General features: G+C 35.3%; 2 protein-coding genes. Both read right to left on the minus strand.

Annotated features, from left to right (window positions below):
• Window positions 1-400: 400 nt before the first annotated feature.
• A complete protein-coding gene (locus tag QUB52_RS28990; protein WP_332970783.1) occupies window positions 401-622 on the minus strand; it encodes a hypothetical protein in 222 nt (73 codons plus the stop codon).
• A 103-nt stretch (window positions 623-725) separates the two neighbouring features.
• Window positions 726-1,847 carry an ISAzo13 family transposase gene (locus QUB52_RS28995; protein ID WP_332975679.1) on the minus strand — a complete coding sequence of 374 codons (1,122 nt, stop codon included), beginning with the start codon at window positions 1,845-1,847 and terminating at the stop codon, window positions 726-728.
• Between the last annotated feature and the right edge of the window lie 94 nt (window positions 1,848-1,941).

The raw sequence follows: 1,941 nt of genomic DNA on the forward strand, positions 1-1,941 counted from the left end.
ATAAGTTAAGAGTTGGGATTCAATCCAGTAAAGCAAAACTTTCCATTATATCATAAAATTATTTTGCAAGAGGTCTACTTAACATTAAGTGATGTCGGATTTCTGAGCGACCGTGATTGTTTTCTTGTTTGGGCGAATAAACGTATCCGCTCAATAAGTTGCGGTAAGCATTAATTTTTCGGAATTGTAGAATTTTAATTTAATTGTACAAATATCTTAATTCAGATACAAAAATCTCGCATTTGCTGGCTGCTAAATCTTGATTAAAATAATGTATTATCAATCATGAAGTCAAGGATATTACAGTCTTTTTGGAACAGTCACAATTAACAGTGGGGTGACACTTAATAAAGGAATCAAGTTCCGATAATTCAAAGCAGTTATCTTTTTTTAAACTTCTTCAATAATCCCAGGACACACCGAAAGAACAAAGCGAAGATTGTTCGCGAATAATCATCCCCAGAGCTGGAATATTTCCCCGGTGAGAAATACTAAAGTGCATATATTCAAAAAAGCTAATTCCTAATTTCCTAGTAGTCGCAACCAGAGACATGAAAATATCCATCGCCTTAGTTCCTTCACAAGTTTGAGTCGCATAGCTGATATTTCGTCGCTGCACCATTGTTCTGGCAGCTAATTCTGCCGGGTTATTATGTAATGGTAATTCCGGATGCTCCAAAACTAAAAGCAACTCAGGAATGAAAATTTAATAACTTTAGCGTTGGTTAAATAGTCGGCACTGCACGATAATTCCATTTTGGTAGATATTCATCAAAAATAATTTTCATTGTTTCTTTAAATCCATTAGCTACTTTTCGACCAGTTTCATAAATTTTATCAATCACATTTACTACGACAGAAAGCCCGGTTTTAGTATGCGTTTTTGCCATGAGTTTTTTCACTAACTCAAGAGAAGTAAAAATCACTCCTTGACAGGCTCTAGTTACGTGAGGAAACAAACGATGTTCGATCGGATTATACTTCGATGTATAGGGAGGATAGTGTGCGATCCTAATTTCTATTCCCAGCTCGTCAACTAACTTTTGTAAATCTGATTTAAAGATCTGATGATTAGAATTATTACTGCCACCTCCATCGCATTTTATTAAGATTAAATTTGCTTGAGGATAGATAAATTTTCCGTAATTAATCCACCATAGTTTGATCGATTCACAAGCAAATTCACTCGTATATTTACTGATTCCCAGGTTTAAATATCCTCGGTTATGTTGCAGATCATAAATTCCATGAGGCACTACTTTTCCCTCAGCTAGACTCCAAAAATCATGGTCATATGTCGTAACAACTTCGGTAGTATATAGACTGCCTGCTCGATATAAATTTCCAATAAATTCCTTCTTTTTTGTGTCCATACTAACAATTGGATTACCCCGCAACTCATACTGAGCCGTTATTAAAGCAAGATTCTCAAATTGTTCATTACGATTTTTTGTGACTCCGGTTGTTTGTTGTTTTTGGGCTTTGCGTTTCACATATCCATTCTTTTTTAAAATTTTTTTGACTACTGTTGTACTGACTATTGTTTCTTGAGCCTTCAAGCCTTCAACTATTTGTTGATGGGTAAGATTTGTCCATTTAATTTTTTCGGACATTGGATCTCCGGCTGTGTGGTTTTTTAAGACTTCTAAAAAACGCTCATTTAAATTAGGTATCTGAGAATCCCTAGTTTTTCTTCCTCCCACAGGTCGGCGAATTCTCTTGTGATTCCTGCTGTGTTCTGATTCACTTTTTAACTCCTTAATTCCCTTGGCTATTGTATTTCTGTCTACTCCCAAAACTCGGGCTATGTAAATGATTCCACCACGACCAAGTTTTACGGCTTCTATCGCTGCATATCTTCTTTTGGTATCCGCTCAATAAGTTGCGGTAAATCTTAATTTTTCGACAGTGTATAACTTATTTGATTCTACAAATATCTTA

Source organism: Microcoleus sp. A6-C6 (assembly GCF_036705955.1).
Classification (GTDB): domain Bacteria; phylum Cyanobacteriota; class Cyanobacteriia; order Cyanobacteriales; family Microcoleaceae; genus Microcoleus.

Bases quoted from the DNA above. Each gene is read 5' to 3' on its own strand.
- QUB52_RS28990 (WP_332970783.1), bottom strand. From the start codon at position 622: ATGGTGCAGCGACGAAATATCAGCTATGCGACTCAAACTTGTGAAGGA.